We start from the raw sequence: 17,376 nt of genomic DNA, 5'->3' as shown, positions 1-17,376 counted from the left end.
GAGCCCAGCGGTTTGCCGCTAGAGTTCAGCCAATCCCCGAGTGCCCAGCAAGGATCCGCCATGACACTCAGCCGCGACCAGGCCCAGCAGCGGGCCGACGACATCCAGGCTTTTCGCCGCGAGCTGGAGCGTCTACGCCAGGAGCAGGCGTTGACCCTCGAGCCGGCGCTGCTGGAGCGACTCGCCGAACACCACCGCCGTCTGCTCGACGACTACCGCCAGCGCTTCGACATCGACCAGGACAGCCAGGCCAAGCGCCTGTCGCTGAGCATGCGCATCGCCTCCTTGCTCGGTGCGCTGGCCCTGGCGGCCAGCGTCCTGTTCCTGTTCTACCAGTTCTGGGGCCTGTTCGGCGCCACCGCCCAGGTCGCCATCCTGATCGGCGCCTCCCTGGGCAGCCTGCTGCTGACCTTGTGGGTGCGCAGCCGCGACAGCTCGGGCTACTTCAGCAAGCTGGCGGCCATGGTCGCCTTCGCCTGTCTGGTGCTGAACACGGTGATGCTCGGGCAGATCTTCAACATCACCCCGACCGACAACGCCCTGCTGGCCTGGGCCGCCTACGCCCTGCTGCTGGCCTATGCGTGCGACGCCCGCCTGCTGCTGGCCGCCGGGCTGATCAGCCTGCTGGCCTTCGTCGCCGCGCGGGTCGGCACCTGGAGCGGGGTGTACTGGCTGAGCCTGGGCGAGTTCCCCGAGCACTTCTTCCCCGCCGGCCTGCTGATCTTCGGCGTGCCGCTACTGGCACCGCAGCGAGGCTTCAGCGGCTTCGCGCCGATCTACCGGGTGTTCGGCCTGCTGGCGCTGCTGCTGCCAGTCCTGGTGCTGGCCAACTGGGGCGAGGCCAGCTACCTGCCCTGGAGCACGGGGCTGATCGAGGGCTTCTACCAGACGCTCGGCTTCCTCGGCGCCGGCCTGGCCATCTGGCTCGGCACCCGCCGCGACTGGCCGGAGGTGGTCAATACCGGCCTGACCTTCTTCGTCATCTTCCTCTACACCAAGCTGTTCGACTGGTGGTGGGAGGTGCTGCCCAAGTACCTGTTCTTCCTGCTGCTGAGCCTGGTCGCGGTGCTGATCCTGGTGGTCCTGCGTCGCCTGCGCCTGATCCACGGTCACCGGGGAGGTGCCAACGCATGAGCCGCCTCGAACGACGCCACGCCCTGCTCGCCGGGGTAGCGCTGATCCTGCTGATCAATGCCTTCGCCCTCGCCGGCGTCTGGTACAACCGCAGCGACGAGCCGGACAGCCGCCTGGCGCTCAGCGAGCGCGAGCTGGGCGTGATGTCGCCCTACCTGCGCCGGGAAAACAGTGGCCTGTTCCTGCAGTTGCAGTGGCGCATGCCGGGCTATTGGGAGGAGGACGGCGGTCGCTCGCCCAGGCGGTTGAGCGCGGCGCAAATGCGCCAGCTGGGCTTCCACATACCGGATGCGGCGGACTGCCAACCGCGCTGCCGGCGTCAGGCCGCACGCGAGGTGCTGGTCGTGCTGGAACTGGACGGCCCCGCCTATCACGCGGAACTACGCCGCCAGCAGGAGAGCGTCGAGCAGGCCAGCCGTGCGCTCGCCGCCCTGCCCGAAGACCAGCAGCTGCAGCAGCGCCTGGCTCATCAGCGCCGCGAGCTGGACGATCTCCAGCGCGACACCCGGCTGTACGTGGTGGAGGTCGGCCTCGACCGCGACGTGCTGCGCCAGCGTTATGCCGACCGCAGCCGCTACGCCATTGTCCGCGGCCTGGTAAGCCCTTCCTATGGGGGCAAACCGCTGCAGCTGCGCGGCTATCTGCGCAAGCTGAGCAACGAGCAGATCAACGTGCCCCAGCGCTGGAACTGGGCACTGGCCGGCCTGCCGAGTCGAGCCCGCGACAAGTCGACGATCCCCGGCCTGCGCATCGAGGTCGCCTTCGGCCAGCGTCTGGAGCCGTGGATCACCGCGGTCGGTGAAGCCAGGCCGGACTGACCGAGCGTGCCCGCACAGAAGCCTGGGCGCTGCCGGTTGACTACTCGCTGAGCCGCAGCCCCTCGCTCACTCGCAACCGGTGCAACGCACCGTGGCCCACCTCCACCTGCATCAGCTGCTCGCGCGGCAGGCCGCGGGCGCGGGCCAGCAGCAGGCGCATCACCCCGCCGTGGGTGACCAGCAGGACATGCTCGCCGGCGAACTGGCGGTACAAGCGTTGCAGCGCATCGAGCACGCGCGCCTCGAAGGCCGTCAGCGGCTCGCCGTCCGGCGGAGTGAACGCATAGGGATCGTTCCAGAACATGCCCAGCGCCTCGCTGTCAGTCTTCATCAGCTCGGCCGCGCTGCGCCCCTCCCAGGCGCCGAAGTCCAGCTCGCGCAGACCGCTCTCCAGATGCAGCGGCAGTGCGAGGCGGGCGGCCAGCTCGTCGGCGAAGGCGGCGCAGCGCTGTAGCGGCGAGCTGACCAGCCGGGTCCAGGGCCTCTCTTCGCCCACCGCCGCGCGCATCTGCGCCCAGCCACTGGCCGTCAGGGCATCGTCGATGCGCCCGCGCAAGCCGCCACCCCGCTCGGTTTCGCCGTGACGCAGCAGGTCGAGGATCATGTCGGACGATCGCTGACGTGCGCCTCGGCAAAGGTGGCCATGCCGCCATGCAGGCTGCAGGCCAGGCGCAGCAGCGGCACGGCCAGCGCCGCGCCGCTGCCCTCGCCCAGACGCAGGCCAAGGTCCAGCAGCGGCTCGCCCTTGAGCGCCTGCAGCACGTAGGTATGCCCAGGCTCGGCGGAGCGATGGCCGAACAGCAGCCAGGGGCGCACGCCGGGATTGAGCTGCACCGCGCAGAGGGCGGCAACCGTGGCGATGAAGCCGTCCACCAGCACCGGCAGGCCGTGCAGGGCACAGGAGACGAAGGCGCCGCTCAGCGCAGCGATCTCGAAACCGCCGAGGCGACGCAGGGCCTCGAGCGGGTCCTGACTGGCCACCTGCTGATGCAGCAGCAGGGCACTGTCGATCACCCGCTGCTTGTGGGCCACGGCGGCCGCGTTCAATCCGGTACCCGCCCCGGTCAGCGCCAGCGCCGGCAGGTCGAGCAGCGCGCAGCCTAGCGCCGCGGCAGCGGTGGTGTTGCCGATGCCCATCTCGCCGCCGATATACACCCCGGCCCGCGCCTGGTGCGCACGCTCGGCGCTGGCGCGTCCGGCGGCCAGCGCCGCGCGGCACTGCTCGTCAGTCATGGCCGGGCCACGGGTGAAGTTGGCGGTGCCGGGGCCGAGGCCGTAGCTGTGCACGCCACCCAGCGGCTCGCCGTCGCCGGCAGTGCCCAGGTCGATGACCTCCAGACGGGCCTGCAGCTGGTGGGCGAGCACGCTGATGGCGGCGCCGCCGGCGACGAAGTTGTGCAGCATCTGCCGGGTGACCGCCTGCGGATAGGCGGAGACGCCCTCCTCGACCACCCCGTGGTCGCCGGCGAACACCGCGATCCACGGCTGCTCGAGGTGCGGGCACTCGCGGCCCTGCAATGCCGCCAGGTCGATGGCCAGCTGCTCGAGACGACCGAGGGCGCCGGTAGGCTTGGTCAGCCGCGCCTGGCGCTGCTCGGCCTTCTGCCGCGCCACATGGTCGATCGGCTGGCAGGGCGCCAGCCACCATTGTTCGTTCACAGGGAATCTCCTTTCAGAATCATCGGCAGCCCGGCCACACAGAAAGTCACCCGCTGCGCCCGTTCGGCCAGCGCCTGATGCAACCAGCCGGCCTCGTCGACGTAGCGGCGAGTCAGCTCGCCCAGCGGCACCACGCCGAGGCCGGTTTCGTTGCCGACCAGGATGATGCGCCCGGGCAGCGCGGCGATGCCTTCGAGCAAGGTATCGCGCTCGCGCTCGAGATGTGCGCCCTCATCAAGCCATAGCAGATTGGTCAGCCACAGGGTCAGGCAGTCGACCAGCAGACAGCGGTTTTCCGCCGCACGGTCGCGCAACACCTGCATCAGGTGGACGGGCTCCTCCAGCAGCCCCCAATCGTCCGGACGGCGCGACTGGTGATGGGCAATGCGCGCGGCCATTTCGTCATCGCCGGCGTGGGCCGTGGCGATGTAGGTCACCGCCAGGCCGGACTCCAGCGCCAGGCGCTCGGCCAGCCGGCTCTTGCCGGAGCGGGCGCCGCCGAGGATCAGTTCAAGCATCGAGGGCTCTCTGTCGGTTCAGGGTAGGGTGCGCCGTGCGCACCGGGGGTCTCAGGACGGTGCGCACGGCGCACCCTACGTCAAACCGCACAGCTCACGCAGCCGCGCGGTATCCAGATGCGCCTCGACCAGGTCGGCCAAGCGCTCGATGTCGCGTTCGCGCAGGGCATGGTAGTCGGGGCTGACCACCTCGCGCAGGCCGGCCCAGCGCAGCAGCGCGCTGCACGCCGCCGGCGACTCGAACAGGCCGTGCAGGTAGGTGCCGAACACCTGGCCATCCATGCTCAGCGCGCCGTCGCCGCGACCGTCGTCCAAGCGCAGCGCCGGGCGCTCGAGCGCGGCGCCGCGACAGACCCCGGCGTGGATCTCGTAGCCGCTCACCTCGGCCTCCTCCAACGCCAGCCGTCCGCGCACGTTGCGCAGCTGCTTGTCGGCTTCCAGCACCGTATCCAGCGCCAGCAGACCGAGGCCGCGACTGCTGCCCGGCGCACCTTCCAGACCGAGCGGATCGGCGATCTCGCCGCCGAGCATCTGCAGGCCGCCGCAGATGCCCAGCAGCTTGCCGCCGTAGCGCAGGTGGCGCTGGATCGCCGCCTCCCAGCCCTGCGCGCGCAGGAAGCTCAGATCGGCGCGCACGCTCTTCGAGCCGGGCAGCACGATCAGGTCGGCCGGCGGAATGCTCTGGCCGGGGCCGACGAAGCTCAGCTCCACCTGCGGATGCAGGCGCAGCGGGTCGAAGTCGGTGTGATTGCTGATGCGCGGCAAAACCGGCACCACCACCTTCAGGCGCTCGCCGCTCTTGGCCACCTGACGCTGGTCGATGGCGTCCTCGGCCTCCAGGTGCAGGTCGTGCAGATAGGGCAGCACGCCGAGCACCGGCTTGCCGGTGCGTGCCTCCAACCAGTCGAGACCCGGCTGCAGCAGGGCGAGGTCGCCGCGGAAGCGGTTGATCACAAAGCCCTGAATGCGCGCCTGCTCGGATGGGCTGAGCAGTTCGAGGGTGCCGACCAGATGGGCGAACACGCCGCCCTTGTCGATGTCGGCGATCAGCAGCACCGGGCAGTCGACCGCCTCGGCGAAGCCCATGTTGGCGATGTCGCCGGCGCGCAGGTTGATCTCCGCCGGCGAACCCGCGCCCTCGACCATCACCACCGGGTACTGAGCGTTGAGGCGTTGGTGCGACTCGAGCACCGCCTGCATGGCGACGCGCTTGTAGTCGTGGTAGGCGGCGGCGTCCATGCTGGTGATGGCGCGGCCGTGGATGATCACCTGGGCGCCGATGTCGCTGTTGGGCTTGAGCAGCACCGGGTTCATGTCGGTGTGCGGCGCCAGATTGGCGGCCTGCGCCTGCACCGCCTGGGCGCGGCCGATTTCGCCGCCATCGGCGGTCACCGCCGAATTGAGCGCCATGTTCTGCGGCTTGAACGGCGCCACCGCCACGCCCTGGCGCGCCAGCCAGCGGCACAGCGCGGTCACCAGGGTGCTCTTGCCGGCGTCGGAGGTGGTGCCCTGCACCATCAGGGTGGTCATGCTTATTCCTGTCTCTTAATTGATGCGGCGATGCGCCGGACGGATCGTAGGGTGCGCCGTGCGCACCGGTATCCGTGCACAGGCTCATGATGCGCACGGCGCACCCTACCCATAGTCGTGCAGCGCCTGGGCCAGGCGCTGCCAGCCGGCCTCGTCCGCCGGCTGGCCGAAGCGCAGGCTGGCCGGCTGGTCGAACAGGCGCACCAGGATGCCGCGGCGGGCGAGGAAGTCGTGCAGCTCGCCGGCGCGCTCGTGGCGCAGCCACTGGAACAGCGCCGTGCCGCCCTCCGGCGCCAGCCCGTGCTTGCGCAACAGGGACGCCAGGCGCTGCCCGGCCGCCTGCAGGCGCAGGGTACGCAAGCGTCGCGCCGCGGCACTGGAGTCGGCCAGCGCCTGGATGCCGAGCGCCCGCGCCGGACCACTGGCCGCCCAGGGGCCGAGACGTTCGGCCAGCAGCTCGAGCAACGTCGCCTCGGCCAGCACGAAGCCCAAGCGCACGCCGGCCAGGCCGAAGAACTTGCCGAACGAGCGCAGCACGATCAGTCCCGGCTTGTCGCTGTGCGTCGCCAGGCTGAACTCGGGGGTGCAGTCCATGAACGCCTCGTCGACCAGCAGGCAGCCGCCACGGGCGTGCAGCCGTGCGTGCCAGTCGAGCAACTGCTCGACGGCGAACAGCTCGCCGGTGGGGTTGTTGGGGTTGACCAGCACCAACACATCGAGGCCGTCGAGCCGCTGGTCGATGTCGGCGGCGGCCAGACGGACGAGCTGATGCCCCGCTCGCTGCCAGGCCTGGGCGTGTTCCGCGTAGCTCGGCTCGAGCATGCCCACCCGGCAGGGCGGCAGTAGCTGCGGTAGCGCCTGGATCGCAGCCTGACTGCCGGCCACCGGCAGCGCGTGAGCCGCGCCATAGCAGGCGCAGGCGGCCTCGCTCAGGCCGTCGTCGTCTTCCGGCAACCGTGCCCACGCCTCGACAGGAATCGCCGGCAGCGGCCAGGGCTCGGGGGCGATGGCGGTGGACAGGTCCAGCCAGTCGCCGAGGGGAATGCCGTAGCGCTGCGCAGCGGAGCGCAGGCGGCCACCGTGTTCAAGCATGCAGCCAGCCTCCGAGCAGCACGAGCACCAGCCACAGCAGCACCCCGCGGCGCAGCAGGCTCAGCGCCCCGGCGATGCTCTCTGCACTCGCCGGCACACCCTCGCCGAGGCTCGGCCGCTGGTGGACCTCGCCGTGGTAGATCGCCGCGCCGCCCAGCTCGACGCCCAGGGCACCGGCGCCGGCGGCCATCACCGGGCCGGCGTTGGGGCTGTCCCACTGCGGTGCCTGGCGGCGCCAGCAGCCCAGCGCGCGGCGGGTCTGGCCGAGCAGTGCGTAGGTCAGCGCGGTCAGGCGCGCCGGCAGGTAGTTGAGCCCGTCGTCGATGCGCGCAGCGGCCCAGCCAAAGCGCTCGAAGCGCGGCGTGCGGTAGCCCCACATGGCGTCGAGGGTATTGCTCAGCCGATAGAGCACCACACCTGGCGCGCCGGCCACGGCGAACCAGAACAGCGCGGCGAACACCGCGTCGCTGCCGTTCTCCAGCACCGACTCGGTGGCGGCGCGGGCCACGCCGTTTTCATCCAGTTCGCGGGTATCGCGGCTGACCACCATGCCAACACCTCGGCGTGCCGCCTCGAGGTCGCCGCGGCGCAGGGCGTCGAGTACCGGCAGGGCGTGCTCGTGCAGGCTGCGCAGGCCCAGCGCAGCGTACAGGGCGAGGATTTCCAGCATCCCGCCGAGCAGCGGCAGCTGCACCAGCAGCCAGATAAGGAAAGTGAGCGGCAACACCGCCAGGCACCAGGCGCTTACCCCGTGGCTGCGCCAGCCACGGCCGTGGCCGTTGAACTGCGCTTCCAGTCGATTGGCCAGGCGGCCGAAGGCCACCAGCGGATGCCAGCGGCGCGGCTCGCCGAGCACCATGTCCAGCGCCACGCCGGCGAGCAGGGCAAGGCCCAGGCTCACGGCTGCTGGCCCCAGTGGTTCTCGAACAGCATGTCGGCCAGCGGCTTTTCCTCGGCCCAGCCCTCCTCGACCAGCATCGGCCGCGGGTAGAACTCCTCGACCGGTCCGAGGCAGAGCAGCGCCAGCGGTTCGGCGCCCTCCGGCAGGCCGAGCAGCGCGCCGAGCGCCACGGGATCGAACAGCGACACCCAGCCCATGCCCAGGCCTTCGGCACGGGCGGCCAGCCAGAGGTTCTGGATCGCGCAGGACAGCGAGGCCAGGTCCATCTGCGGCAGGGTGCGGCGGCCGAAGATGTAGCGCTCGCGGCCGTCCATCAGACAGGCCACCAGCAGCTCGGCGCTGTCCTCGATGCCCTCGACCTTGAGGCGCATGAACTCGCTGGAGCGCTCGCCCATCGCCTCCGCGGTACGCACCCGCTCGGCCTCCACCAGCGTCTTGATCTGCCGGCGCAGCATTGGGTCGGTGATGCGGATAAACCGCCACGGCTGCATCAGGCCGACGCTGGGCGCCTGGTGGGCGGCATCCAGCAGGCGCGCCAGCAGCTCGGGCACCACCGTGCCGCCGCTGAAGTGGCGCATGTCGCGGCGCTCGGCGATGGCGCGGTAGACCGCGGCCTTGTCCTGAGCGCTGAAGGCATGGGGGTTCATCGCAGTTTCCTGCAGCTTGCTGGCGTTTTCATCGGTCATGGGCGGATGGGGCGCAGGCGCGAGGCCGGCAGGATCTCCAGAGGGGTCACGGGCGCAGCAGCGCGGCTGCTGCGCGCGGCGCCGAGGGCAGGTAGAAGTGGATGTAGCTGGCGGTCAACCGGCCACTGCGGTACAGCGGCTCGCGGACGCGCCGGTAGTTGGGGCATTCGCCGTGGGCGATGGGCTGCAGCGCGCACTCCATGCTGGAGTGGTGGTAGCTGTGCCCACGCAGGCGTTCGCCGTCCAACTCGACCTCCTGCATGGCCAAGGTCACCAGTCTGGGCTGCATCTGCGCTTCGCCCGGCAGCAGGCCGAGCAGCTCGCCACGCTGGGCGTCGAGATCGGTCAGGCCGTCGAGCAGGTAGAGCATGCCGCCGCACTCGGCGAGGATCGGCTTGCCGGCGGCATGATGGGCGCGGATCGCCACGCGCATTGCCGTGTTGCCGGCCAGTTGCTGCAGATACAGCTCCGGATAGCCGCCCGGCAGGTACAGGCTGTCCACCTGCGGCAGCTGGTGGTCGTCGAGCGGCGAGAAGAATATCAGCTCGGCGCCCAACGCGCGCAGCAGGTCGAGGTTGGCTGGGTAGACGAAGGCGAAGGCCGCATCGCGGGCCACGCCGATGCGCACGCCCTGCAGCAGCGGCGAACACACGGCGGGCTCCGATCCGGCAAACGCCACCTGCGCCGGCAGACTCGACACGCCAGTCTCCGACAGGGCGGCGGCAGCGGCGTCCAGGCGGGCGTCGAGATCGGCCAGCTCGGCGGCCTGCACCAGACCGAGATGGCGGCTGGGCAGCTCGATGGCGGCGGCGCGCGGCAGCGCGCCGAACCACGGCAGGTGCGCCGGCAGGCAGTCGCGGAGGATCTCGCCGTGGCGCGCGCTGCCGACCCGGTTGGCCAGTACCCCGGCGAACGGCAGGTCGCTCTGGTAGCTGGCCAGGCCGTGGGCGATGGCGGCGAAGGTCTGCGCCATGGCCGCACCGTCGATCACCGCCAGCACCGGCACGCCGAAGCGCCGGGCCAGGTCGGCCGCCGAGGGCGTGCCGTCGAACAGGCCCATCACCCCCTCGATGAGGATCAGGTCGGCCTCGCCGGCGGCCTGCCACAGGCGCCGCCGGCACTCCTCCTCGCCGACCAGCCAGAGGTCCAGCGAGTCCACCGGCGCGCCGCAGGCGCGGGCGAGGATCATCGGGTCGAGAAAGTCCGGGCCGCACTTGAACACCCGCACGCGCCGGCCCTGGTTGATGTGGTGGCGTGCCAGCGCGGCGGTGACGGTGGTCTTGCCCTGCCCCGAGGCGGGGGCGGCGATCAGCAGGGCGGGACAATGGCGGGGATTGTTCATCAGCGACTCCATACGGACACGGACAGGCACGCATTCACTTGCGACCGGATTGCCTTGACTGACCCGTTGGTCGGGAAAAAATTCGCCTCGGCAGTCGCAATCGCGAGGCACATCAGAATTCCACACCTCGCTGCGCCTTCACTCCGGCCTGGAAAGCGTGCTTGACCAGGCCGATCTCGCTGACCGTGTCAGCCGCCTCGATCAGCCCCGGCAGCGCGCCGCGGCCGGTGACCACCACGTGCTGTAGCGGCGGGCGTGCCGCGATGTCGGCCAGCACCGTATCCAGCTGCAGGTAGCCGTACTTGAGGGCGATGTTCAACTCGTCGAGCACCACCAGGGCGATCTCGGGGTCCTGCAGCAGCTCGCGAGCCACCGCCCAGGCCTGCTCGGCCTTGTCGATGTCGCGCTGGCGGTCCTGGGTCTCCCAGGTGAAGCCTTCACCCATCACGAAGTAGCGCACCTCGTCGGGGAAGCGGCGGAAGAACGCCTCCTCGCCGGTGCTCGCCGCGCCCTTGATGAACTGCACCACGCCGGCCTTGAGACCGTGACCGAGGGTGCGCGCCAGCATGCCGAAGGCCGCGCTGCTCTTGCCCTTGCCGTTGCCACTGTTGACCAGCAACAGGCCGCGCTCGGCGCTGGCCTCGGCGATCTTGGCGTCGACCACCGCCTTCTTGCGCTGCATGCGCGCCTTGTGGCGCTCGTCGCGGGCGGTCTCGTCCGGCGCGCTCATCGGCTCACCTCGGCACTCGAGCGCTGCGTCCAGGCATGACCGGCTGCCAGCAGCAGCGCCGCCAGGCCGACATACAGGGCCAGCGCCTGCAGCGACTGTGGGTAGTAGGCGGCGATGCGCGGCAGGAAACCGGCCAGGCTCGCGTCGGGGTAGCGACCGGAGAAGAAGTAGAAGCCGCCGCTGGACAGCAGGTGGCAGACCGAGCTGGCGCCGAGCAGACAGGTCAGCAGGCGGCCCAGGGTCGCCCAGCCCTCCTGGTGCACTCGGGCATACAGGCGGCCGCCTAACCACAGCGCGGCGTAGGCCGGCAACAGCAGCCCGTAGGCCGGGGTCACGCACCAGTTGCTCACGCCGCCCCAGGTGACGGCGGCAAGGTCGAGGGCGACCGCCTCGAGGAACAGCGCCGGAAAGGCCCAGCGCGCCGGCAGCAGGACGCCGGCGAGGAAGAACACCGCCCAGGAAGCGCTGGGCAGGTTGATGTCGCTGAAGTGGTGGCCGCGGGTCACGGCCATCAGCAGCGCCAGGGCGATGCCGATGGCCAGGCGGCTGCGGGGGGAAAGGTCGAGCATGGGGGAACTCCTGGGGGCAAGGATGCGGCGCCCCGCTCGCACGGGGCGCCAGTGGTTCACAGCGCCTGGTAGCGCACGGTGAAGTAGACGGCTTGGCCCGGCTGGTTGTAGCCGGCGGCGGTCTGGTAGTCGGCGTCGAGCAGGTTGGTCACCCGCGCCTGCAGGCGCCACTCGTCGTCGAGGCAGTATTCGCCACGCAGGTCGAGGCTGGCGTAGCCGGACAGCTCGCTCTGGTTGGCCAGGTCGTCGTAGCGCTGGTCCTCGGCATGCAGGCTGGCGCCGACGCTGAAACGGCCGATGGCGCGGTCGATATCGAGGTTGAGCATCTGTTTGGCGCGGCGCGCCAGCTCGTTGCCGTCGTGGCTGCCGCCGCGGCTTTCCGGCTCCTGCAGGGTCAGGTTGGCGTTCCAGTCCCAGCCCAGCCACTGGCTGCCGAGGCTCGCCTCGACGCCGCGGATGCGCGCCTGATCGACGTTGTTGGGCGCCTCGAGGCTGGCATCGTAGGCGATCAGGTCGTCGATGAGGGTACGGAAGGCCGCCAGCTGCCAATGGCCCCAGCCCGGGCGGCCCTGCAGGCCGAGTTCGAGGCTGCGCGAGGTCTCGGCATCCAGCTCGGGGTTGCCGTAGCCGGGGTAGTACAGCTCGTTGAAGGTCGGCGCCTTGAATGCCGTGCCATAGCTGGCATAGGCGCGTAGTGAATCACTCAGCGCATAACCCCAGGCGAGGCTGCCGGTCTCGTGGTCGCCGAACTGCTGGTTGTCGTCGCGGCGCAGCGCCAGCTGCCAGTCGTGGCGCCCGCTGCCACCGAGGTACTGGGCGAAGTAGCCGTCGTTGTCGCGCGAGTCCTCGGCGTAGGCGGTGCTGCCGTTCACCTCGTCGTGCTGGTGGTCGACGCCCAGCACCAGGGTATGGTCCTCGGCCAGCGTCACATCGTTCTGCCAGGACAGCGAGTCGCGGCGGGTATCGAAGCGCGAATAGAAGGCACCGTCCTGATCGGCGTCCGACTTGTCCTCGCTGCGGCCGCCCTGCAGGGTCACCTGCCAGGGCTCGAGCGGGGCAAAGCGCGCGCGCAGGCCGGCGACCTTCTGCACGCCATCGGCGTTGGCACCGAAACCGGCGCTGCGCCGGCGGTTCACTCCGTCGTAGTCGTTGTGCGACTTGGCCTGCAGGAAATTGCCATCCAGCTCCAGGCCATTGGCGAAACGATGCCCGGCGCGCAGCGAGGCGGACAGGTTACGGTAGCCATCGCGGTCGTCCTCGTAGCCGCTGGCGCTGCGCGGCTTGACGTTGATGCCATCGCTGTCGCTGGCGGAGACGCCGAGGTTGAACCAGCTGAAACCCGCGCGACCGGACAGCCCGGCACTGCCGCTGTGGCTGGCGTGGCTGCCGCTGCCGACGGAGAGGAACGGCCGCAGGCCGGCACCGCCGTCCTTGCGGGTGAAGATCTGGATCACCCCGCCGATGGCCTCCGAGCCGTACAGGCTGGAGCGCGGGCCGCGGACGATCTCGATGCGCTCAATCAGCTCCACCGGCAGGTCCTGGAAGGCGGCGCTGCCGCTGGTGGCCGAGCCGACCTTGATGCCGTCGATCAGCACCAGCACGTGATCGGACTCGCTGCCGCGCAGGAACAGCGAGGTGCTCTTGCCGGGGCCGCCATTGTTGGCCAGCGACACGCCCGGCACGCTGCGCAGCAGCTCGGGCAGCGAGGCGGCCTGCTTGCGCTCGATCTCCTCGCGGTCAATCACCGTCACCGCCGCCAGCGACTCGCTGGCGGTCTGCACGGTGCGGCTGGCGGTCACCAGCAGGGGTTCGACCGACAACGGCTCGGCCGCCAAGGAAAGGGAAGACACGCCACACAGCATGATCGCTGCCGGCGCCAGAAGGGCTTTGCTCATCGTTCACTCTCTGCATCGCGCTCACCCGCGCGATCAGGATTGCAGGAGGCATGCAGAGGACATGACGACGAACAGACGGGATAAAAAACCAGGAAAGCCGCCCACCCGACGAGTAGCGCCCTCCGCGATACCGTGGATGCGACAGGCCGGTCTCCGGGCTTGCGAGTGGAACCTGGGGTTCCCGAAGTCGCGCCTTCCCATGCCTGAGCACAGTGGCCAATAGCGACGTCTTGACTCGCCTACCGTTGCGGGGGCAGCGCCGGCCTTGTGTGTGACATTTCGCACACGCACCGGCTTCCCTGTTTCACCCCACCAAGCCTTGGCTGGGGGGCACCTGAAGCAGGGCGCGAAGGTTAGAGGGTTGCTAGCGATGCGTCAAATTCGCAACGGCAGCCGAGTTGCAAGAGCAATGGCCCGCACGAATCCTGTGAAGCTTTTCACAAAAAAACACGCCTTCCCCAATGCCCACCGGTTTGGTGTGGCCTTTATGCTGTCAGCGTGATACTGAATTTGCGCGTCATTCCCTTCAATGGGGGTGCACGACTTCTTCCAAGCACGTAATTACACTCACCAAGGAAATACCCATGGGTTTTGTCATCTCCTGGTCACCCGAGTTTGAGACTGGCATCGACATCATCGACGAGCAGCACAAACGCATCTTCGAGTACCTGTCGGAAATCGATCACGCCATCAAGGCCCAGTCGACCAGCGAAGTCGAGTATGTGGTCAAGGCCCTGCTGGACTATGCCATTTCCCACAACACCTTCGAAGAAAGCCTGATGGCCAAGGCCGGCTATCCGATGCTGGACGCCCACCACCAGGTCCACGAGGCCTTCAAGGCCCGTGCCCAGGCCTACGGCGCGCGTTTGTCCAGCGGTGAAGACCACTTCCGCCTGGCTCGCGAGGTACGCACCGACATCGGTCTGTGGCTGACCAACCACATCAAGCGTGACGACAAACACTACGTGCCCTACGTGAAGAAGAGCCTGGATGGCGGCTTCGTCTCGCGCATGCTGGGCAAGTTCTTCGGCTGATCGCTCGCCTGGCGACAGCCAGACCTTTGGATATACCGAGCCGGGCCCCGCACCCCCTCGTGCAACGACAACATATAAAAAGCCGAATAAAAACAACAAGAGCGATACGAACTCGATGATTATTGCCCAACTCCGGCCTGCCGCCGATGTCCACTCCCCTCCATTGAAGGAAGGGCGCACCACCTAAGTGTCACTCGACACACCTGGACATTCTCTGCCACCGCAGCGGTGTGCATGCCCGGCGGGACTGCAACCCCTCCCGCCGGTCAAAGACCTGTTCGATGGCCCGCGACCAGCCATCGCCGCAGGAAAACCAGGGTCGCACTCCAGCCAGATTCAATGTTCATACAAGAGGGATCGACACCATGAGCTTTGTTATCACTTGGACAGCAGAATTCGAAACCGGCATCGATATCATCGACGAGCAGCACAAGCGTATTTTCGAGTACCTGGAAGAAATCGATCACGCCATCAAGACCCGCAACGCAGACGAGGTCGAGCATGTGATCAAGTCACTGATCGACTACTCCATCTCGCACAATACCTTCGAGGAAAGCCTGATGAAAAAGGCCGGCTATCCGATGCTGGAAGCCCACCATCAGGTCCACGAAGCGTTCAAGACTCGCGCCAATGCCTATGCCGACCATCTGGCCAAGGGCGATGATCCGTTCCGCGTTGCGCGGGAAGTGCGTACCGATATCGGTCTGTGGCTGACCAATCACATCAAGCGCGATGACAAGCACTACGTCTCTTTCGTCAAGCACAATATCGAAGGCGGCTTTGTCGCGCGAATGCTCGGCAAGTTCTTCCGCTGATCCCGCCGCTCTGGCAATAAGGGCCGGCCACCAGGCCAGCCCTTATCAAGCCATCAGTTAACGCTCAGGCGCTCGCGATTCTTCTCCAGCGTCGCCGCACCGATACCCTTCACCTCCAGCAGTTCATCCACCGAAGTGAAGGCTCCCTTGGCTTCGCGATATTCGACAATGGCACGCGCCTTGGCCTCGCCGATGCCATTCAGCTCGCGGGCCAGGGTTTCGGCATCGGCGCTGTTCAGATTGACCCTGGTCACCGGCGCAACGACGGGGGCCTGCACCGCCAGTGGCTGGGCGGCGGGCACTTCGGCGGCAGTGGCGGCCACGGAGAAGCCCGTGAGCAGGGCGAACAACAGAGCGGAAGTACGCAGTTTCGACATGATCGACAATCCCTGTGAAAGTAGAAAAATGCTGCCTGATCCCGAGGCAGTCCAGCGACCCTAAATCACGCCAGCGGAATAGCCAATAGCCGCCATTTCGATTGGTAAAAGGTTTATTGCGCAAAAGCGACCCAATTCACATTTGCGACCGGCAAGCGCGGCTGGCAAAATTTGCCCCACCCTACTCACCAAGACCCACCCAAGATATATGCAGAACCCCAAAGACCTGTTGCGCGAACAACTGGCTCAGGCAGCCGAACAGTTCAAGAACGAGCAGAACGGCGAAGTCGTTATCTACGCCGCCCAGCCCGCACCGGAAAAACGCCCGTGGCGCAAGAAACCGAGCATTCACGACGAAGTATTCGCCAAGGAGCTCGACAGCATGCGCAAGCAAAAGACCGAGACCGAACTGGGCGATACCAGCCACACCCCGATAGCGTGAAACACGCCATGAGCCGGTGGCCGTGCCCCTCAACGCTAAAAGCGCCTGCTGCCCACCCGGCCTGCGCGTCTCGCCCAGCGCCCATGGTCTAGAGTTCTTTCTGCGCACCGCGTAATTGCTCCACCGCTCCGGCGGCGGAGCGACTGGACGTGATCCGCCCCCCGCACACGCCTTCAGATCAGCAGGGCCAGTCGCCATGAAGGGTTCCCTGTTTGCCGACGCCTACCAGCCCAGCCAGATAGCCCGGCGCGTTGCCGAAATGGGCGTGGCGAAGGCCCGCGCAGACAGCCTGACCGTGCTGGTGCTGGCGGTACTCGCCGGGGCGTTCATTTCTCTCGGCGCCCTGTTCTTCACCGTGGTGGTGACCGGTAGCGAGCTGGGTTTCGGCGTCACCCGCCTGCTCGGCGGACTGGGCTTCTGCCTCGGCCTGGTGCTGGTGGTGATCGGCGGCGCCGAGCTGTTTACCGGCAATAACCTGCTGGCCATGGCCTGGGCCAGCCGCTTGATCGACGGCCGCGCGCTGCTGCGCAACTGGTTGCTCGTCTATCTGGGCAATGTCGTCGGCTGCCTGGGTACGGTTGCGCTGGTGCTGTGGGCGGACGTAGCCAGCCTGGCCGCTGGTGCGGTCGGGGAAACGGCGCTGCAAATCGCCCAGCGCAAGGCTGAGCTCCCCATGGGCACGGCCTTTGCGCGCGGCATCCTTTGCAATGCCCTGGTGTGCCTGGCGGTCTGGCTGGCGATGGGCGGGCACAGCCTGACCGACAAGTTTCTCGCCATCGTCCTGCCGATCAGTGCGTTCGTCACCCTCGGCCTCGAACACTCGATCGCCAACTGGTTCTTCCTGCCCTACGGCCTGGCGCTGGAGGGCAATGGCAGTGGGTGGCTGGCTGGGGCGGCGCTAAACCTCGCCATGGTCACGGCAGGCAATCTGGTTGGCGGCACGCTGCTGGTCGCCGGCGTGTACTGGCTGGCCTACCTGCGCGGCACGCAAGCGGCCTGAGCCATGGCTATCCGGGCGTGACGCTGCGTCGCTTGTAGCGCACCAGCGGGTGGTGGCCGACGCGCTTGATCTCGAACAGGTCGATGGCCGTAAGCAGGTCCACCAGCCGGGCATAGCCGTAGTTGCGCGGGTCGAAGGAAGCCTGGTTGGCAATCCGTGCTCCGACCAGACTGAGCTGCGCCCAGCCGTCGTCGTCGGCAGCGAAGGTCACCGCATTGCGCAGCAGGTTCATCAGCTTGCTGTCGCCCTTGAGTTCGTGGCCGGGACGCCGACTGATCACTGCCACTGCCGGCGGCACGCAGACCACGCCTTGCGCCTCGGCTTCGGCGGGGATGGCACTGGTACCCAGCGGCTGAATGGTCACCTCTACCGGCATCTCTTCCAGATAGACGAAACGCGAGCAGGCGTTGACGTAGGGTTCCGGCGACTTGCGCTCGCCGAAGCCGATCACCTGCTTCCCCTCGGCCCGCAGGCGGGTGACCAGCGGAGTGAAATCGCAGTCCGAGGAAACCAGGCAGAATACCTCGACCGGCTTGCCGTGCAGCACGTCCATGGCGTCGATGGCCATGGCCATGTCGGTGGCGTTCTTGCCCTTGACCAGGTCGAACTGCTGGATCGGCTGGATCGCATGCTCGTGCAGCACCTGCACCCAGGATTCCAGCCGCGGGCTCTTCCAGTTGCCGTAGGCACGGCGGATGGAGACCACGCCAAGCACCGCCAGTTCGGCGAGGATCGCCTCGATCTTGCGGCTCGGCGAGTTGTCGGCATCGATGAACAGCGCTACGCGGACGTTCTGCACAGGCCGGCCCTCTTCCTGGTCCCAGTGACCTCAGC

The 17,376-nt window shown here is 68.1% G+C and carries 19 protein-coding genes and 1 riboswitch; of the genes, 6 read left to right on the top strand and 13 right to left on the bottom strand.

What is annotated here, in order from left to right; all coding sequences use genetic code 11:
• Nucleotides 1-60: 60 nt before the first annotated feature.
• Together KRX52_RS08535 and KRX52_RS08530 are read left to right on the top strand one after the other, a co-directional pair.
• Entirely contained in the window at nt 61-1,134 is a 1,074-nt protein-coding gene (locus KRX52_RS08535; RefSeq protein WP_217681312.1) for a DUF2157 domain-containing protein, read from the top strand.
• Nucleotides 1,131-1,952, top strand: coding sequence for a DUF4824 family protein (locus KRX52_RS08530; RefSeq protein ID WP_217681311.1), 822 nt, complete (start codon nt 1,131-1,133; stop codon nt 1,950-1,952). Before KRX52_RS08535 ends, KRX52_RS08530 begins: the two co-directional genes overlap by 4 nt.
• Nucleotides 1,953-1,992: 40 nt before the next feature.
• Here the strand turns inward: KRX52_RS08530 and cobC are convergent, their stop codons facing one another.
• The 11 genes from cobC to btuB all read right to left on the bottom strand — a co-directional run bounded on the left by cobC (nt 1,993) and on the right by btuB (nt 12,874).
• Nucleotides 1,993-2,556, bottom strand: a complete 564-nt coding sequence (cobC, locus tag KRX52_RS08525; protein ID WP_217681310.1) for an alpha-ribazole phosphatase family protein — start codon at nt 2,554-2,556, stop codon at nt 1,993-1,995.
• Complete coding sequence (cobT, locus tag KRX52_RS08520; RefSeq protein WP_217681309.1) at nt 2,553-3,611, bottom strand: nicotinate-nucleotide--dimethylbenzimidazole phosphoribosyltransferase; 1,059 nt, start codon at nt 3,609-3,611, stop codon at nt 2,553-2,555. The genes cobC and cobT overlap by 4 nt, the downstream gene beginning before the upstream one ends.
• Complete coding sequence (cobU, locus tag KRX52_RS08515; protein ID WP_217681308.1) at nt 3,608-4,129, bottom strand: bifunctional adenosylcobinamide kinase/adenosylcobinamide-phosphate guanylyltransferase; 522 nt, start codon at nt 4,127-4,129, stop codon at nt 3,608-3,610. The genes cobT and cobU overlap by 4 nt, the downstream gene beginning before the upstream one ends.
• A 75-nt stretch (nt 4,130-4,204) precedes the next feature.
• On the bottom strand, nt 4,205-5,659 hold the full coding sequence (locus KRX52_RS08510) for a cobyric acid synthase (protein WP_217681307.1): 1,455 nt from the start codon (nt 5,657-5,659) through the stop codon (nt 4,205-4,207).
• Between the two features lie 105 nt (nt 5,660-5,764).
• On the bottom strand, nt 5,765-6,751 hold the full coding sequence (cobD, locus tag KRX52_RS08505) for a threonine-phosphate decarboxylase CobD (RefSeq protein ID WP_217681306.1): 987 nt from the start codon (nt 6,749-6,751) through the stop codon (nt 5,765-5,767).
• On the bottom strand, nt 6,744-7,652 hold the full coding sequence (gene cbiB, locus KRX52_RS08500; protein WP_217681305.1) for an adenosylcobinamide-phosphate synthase CbiB: 909 nt from the start codon (nt 7,650-7,652) through the stop codon (nt 6,744-6,746). Before cbiB ends, cobD begins: the two co-directional genes overlap by 8 nt.
• The gene (bluB, locus tag KRX52_RS08495; RefSeq protein WP_217681536.1) at nt 7,649-8,299 is read right to left on the bottom strand and encodes a 5,6-dimethylbenzimidazole synthase; all 651 of its coding nucleotides are present in this window, start codon (nt 8,297-8,299) and stop codon (nt 7,649-7,651) included. The genes cbiB and bluB overlap by 4 nt, the downstream gene beginning before the upstream one ends.
• Nucleotides 8,300-8,384: 85 nt before the next feature.
• Nucleotides 8,385-9,680, bottom strand: coding sequence for a cobyrinic acid a,c-diamide synthase CobB (locus KRX52_RS08490; RefSeq protein WP_217681304.1), 1,296 nt, complete (start codon nt 9,678-9,680; stop codon nt 8,385-8,387).
• Between the two features lie 112 nt (nt 9,681-9,792).
• Nucleotides 9,793-10,410: a cob(I)yrinic acid a,c-diamide adenosyltransferase gene (gene cobO, locus KRX52_RS08485; protein ID WP_217681303.1), complete on the bottom strand. Its 618-nt coding sequence runs from the start codon at nt 10,408-10,410 to the stop codon at nt 9,793-9,795.
• Nucleotides 10,407-10,979, bottom strand: coding sequence for a hypothetical protein (locus KRX52_RS08480; protein WP_217681302.1), 573 nt, complete (start codon nt 10,977-10,979; stop codon nt 10,407-10,409). Before KRX52_RS08480 ends, cobO begins: the two co-directional genes overlap by 4 nt.
• Before the next feature lie 56 nt (nt 10,980-11,035).
• Nucleotides 11,036-12,874, bottom strand: coding sequence for a TonB-dependent vitamin B12 receptor (btuB, locus tag KRX52_RS08475; RefSeq protein WP_217681301.1), 1,839 nt, complete (start codon nt 12,872-12,874; stop codon nt 11,036-11,038).
• A gap of 127 nt (nt 12,875-13,001) precedes the next feature.
• Nucleotides 13,002-13,227: riboswitch (cobalamin riboswitch) on the bottom strand.
• A gap of 231 nt (nt 13,228-13,458) precedes the next feature.
• Between btuB and KRX52_RS08470 the strand changes: the two genes are divergently transcribed.
• Nucleotides 13,459-13,908, top strand: a complete 450-nt coding sequence (locus tag KRX52_RS08470; protein WP_217681300.1) for a bacteriohemerythrin — start codon at nt 13,459-13,461, stop codon at nt 13,906-13,908.
• Between the two features lie 281 nt (nt 13,909-14,189).
• Nucleotides 14,190-14,723 (top strand): bacteriohemerythrin, encoded by a 534-nt coding sequence (locus KRX52_RS08465; RefSeq protein ID WP_254797467.1) that lies wholly within the window; start codon nt 14,190-14,192, stop codon nt 14,721-14,723.
• 53 nt (nt 14,724-14,776) lie between these two features.
• Here KRX52_RS08465 and KRX52_RS08460 read toward each other — a convergent pair whose 3' ends face one another.
• Nucleotides 14,777-15,100: a ComEA family DNA-binding protein gene (locus KRX52_RS08460; RefSeq protein ID WP_217681299.1), complete on the bottom strand. Its 324-nt coding sequence runs from the start codon at nt 15,098-15,100 to the stop codon at nt 14,777-14,779.
• A gap of 208 nt (nt 15,101-15,308) precedes the next feature.
• On the opposite strand from KRX52_RS08460, the gene KRX52_RS08455 reads away from it, so the two are divergent.
• Entirely contained in the window at nt 15,309-15,542 is a 234-nt protein-coding gene (locus KRX52_RS08455) for a hypothetical protein (protein ID WP_217681298.1), read from the top strand.
• Between the two features lie 196 nt (nt 15,543-15,738).
• Nucleotides 15,739-16,542 carry a formate/nitrite transporter family protein gene (locus KRX52_RS08450; RefSeq protein WP_217681297.1) on the top strand — a complete coding sequence of 268 codons (804 nt, stop codon included), beginning with the start codon at nt 15,739-15,741 and terminating at the stop codon, nt 16,540-16,542.
• Nucleotides 16,543-16,549: 7 nt separating this feature from the next.
• Here the strand turns inward: KRX52_RS08450 and KRX52_RS08445 are convergent, their stop codons facing one another.
• Entirely contained in the window at nt 16,550-17,341 is a 792-nt protein-coding gene (locus KRX52_RS08445; protein ID WP_217681296.1) for an NYN domain-containing protein, read from the bottom strand.
• Between the last annotated feature and the right edge of the window lie 35 nt (nt 17,342-17,376).

The organism is Geopseudomonas aromaticivorans (assembly GCF_019097855.1).
GTDB lineage: Bacteria > Pseudomonadota > Gammaproteobacteria > Pseudomonadales > Pseudomonadaceae > Geopseudomonas > Geopseudomonas aromaticivorans.
Note: the sequence above shows the minus strand (reverse complement) of the source record. Positions and strands in the feature narration are given on the sequence as shown.

What these genes read in the sequence shown, in the direction of transcription:
- KRX52_RS08465 (WP_254797467.1), top strand. Translation starts at nt 14,190, where the DNA reads ATGGCCCGCGACCAGCCATCGCCGCAGGAAAACCAGGGTCGCACTCCA.
- cobU (WP_217681308.1), bottom strand. Translation starts at nt 4,129, where the DNA reads ATGCTTGAACTGATCCTCGGCGGCGCCCGCTCCGGCAAGAGCCGGCTG.
- cobC (WP_217681310.1), bottom strand. Translation starts at nt 2,556, where the DNA reads ATGATCCTCGACCTGCTGCGTCACGGCGAAACCGAGCGGGGTGGCGGC.
- cobD (WP_217681306.1), bottom strand. Translation starts at nt 6,751, where the DNA reads ATGCTTGAACACGGTGGCCGCCTGCGCTCCGCTGCGCAGCGCTACGGC.
- cobO (WP_217681303.1), bottom strand. Translation starts at nt 10,410, where the DNA reads ATGAGCGCGCCGGACGAGACCGCCCGCGACGAGCGCCACAAGGCGCGC.
- KRX52_RS08530 (WP_217681311.1), top strand. Translation starts at nt 1,131, where the DNA reads ATGAGCCGCCTCGAACGACGCCACGCCCTGCTCGCCGGGGTAGCGCTG.
- KRX52_RS08490 (WP_217681304.1), bottom strand. Translation starts at nt 9,680, where the DNA reads ATGAACAATCCCCGCCATTGTCCCGCCCTGCTGATCGCCGCCCCCGCC.
- KRX52_RS08535 (WP_217681312.1), top strand. Translation starts at nt 61, where the DNA reads ATGACACTCAGCCGCGACCAGGCCCAGCAGCGGGCCGACGACATCCAG.
- KRX52_RS08510 (WP_217681307.1), bottom strand. Translation starts at nt 5,659, where the DNA reads ATGACCACCCTGATGGTGCAGGGCACCACCTCCGACGCCGGCAAGAGC.
- bluB (WP_217681536.1), bottom strand. Translation starts at nt 8,299, where the DNA reads ATGAACCCCCATGCCTTCAGCGCTCAGGACAAGGCCGCGGTCTACCGC.
- KRX52_RS08450 (WP_217681297.1), top strand. Translation starts at nt 15,739, where the DNA reads ATGAAGGGTTCCCTGTTTGCCGACGCCTACCAGCCCAGCCAGATAGCC.
- KRX52_RS08470 (WP_217681300.1), top strand. Translation starts at nt 13,459, where the DNA reads ATGGGTTTTGTCATCTCCTGGTCACCCGAGTTTGAGACTGGCATCGAC.
- KRX52_RS08480 (WP_217681302.1), bottom strand. Translation starts at nt 10,979, where the DNA reads ATGCTCGACCTTTCCCCCCGCAGCCGCCTGGCCATCGGCATCGCCCTG.
- KRX52_RS08460 (WP_217681299.1), bottom strand. Translation starts at nt 15,100, where the DNA reads ATGTCGAAACTGCGTACTTCCGCTCTGTTGTTCGCCCTGCTCACGGGC.
- KRX52_RS08455 (WP_217681298.1), top strand. Translation starts at nt 15,309, where the DNA reads ATGCAGAACCCCAAAGACCTGTTGCGCGAACAACTGGCTCAGGCAGCC.
- btuB (WP_217681301.1), bottom strand. Translation starts at nt 12,874, where the DNA reads ATGAGCAAAGCCCTTCTGGCGCCGGCAGCGATCATGCTGTGTGGCGTG.